Genomic DNA, 638 nt, shown 5'->3' on the forward strand with positions numbered 1-638 from the left:
CTGTCATGTTGCTGGGCGATTGCCGGGATCAGGCCGTTTTCGTTGAATTTCAGTTTGTCGGCAATCTGTGCATTTGAGCCCGTCATGGGGAAGCTCCGGTCGATGGTGGTTGACTTTTGACGTTCGGCGCGTCAGAAAATGATATATTATAACATTTCATCAGATGCCACGGCTTTTTGAAATCGGTTGGGCCGAAACCGCCGAAACCAGATGGCCGTCGATACGAGATATTCAGCTATGAGCGATCTTTTCCCCAAAAAGGGCCATGATCACGACAGATGTGTGCATAGCGCACTTGCGCAGGCAGAGAAAGTCTGTGACAGCGAAAATGCGCGCTTTACCGACATGCGCCGCAAGGTCTTTACCCTGATCTGGCAATCGCACAAGGCGGTGACGGCCTATGAGTTGCTCGATGCGCTGACCGCCGAAGGGCAACGGGTTCAGCCGCCAACGGTTTATCGCGCGCTGGAATTCCTGACCGAGCTTGGTCTGGTGCACAGAATTGAGTCGCTTAATGCCTATTTCGGCTGTGATAGACCTGATTGCGAACATCTGGGGCAGTATTTCATCTGTACCGATTGCGGGCGCGTGGCCGAGGCGGTTAATGAGGATATGAGCAACGCGGTGCGCAAGGCGGC

General features: G+C 53.8%; 1 protein-coding gene. It reads left to right on the forward strand.

Features of this window, described 5'->3' with window-relative positions; genetic code table 11:
- Window positions 1-237: 237 nt before the first annotated feature.
- On the forward strand, window positions 238-638 hold a 401-nt coding region (locus B2T33_RS12210; RefSeq protein WP_286792115.1), incomplete at its 3' end, for a transcriptional repressor.

It is taken from the genome of Thalassospira sp. UBA4513, from assembly GCF_002388495.1.
Lineage (GTDB): Bacteria > Pseudomonadota > Alphaproteobacteria > Rhodospirillales > Thalassospiraceae > Thalassospira > Thalassospira tepidiphila.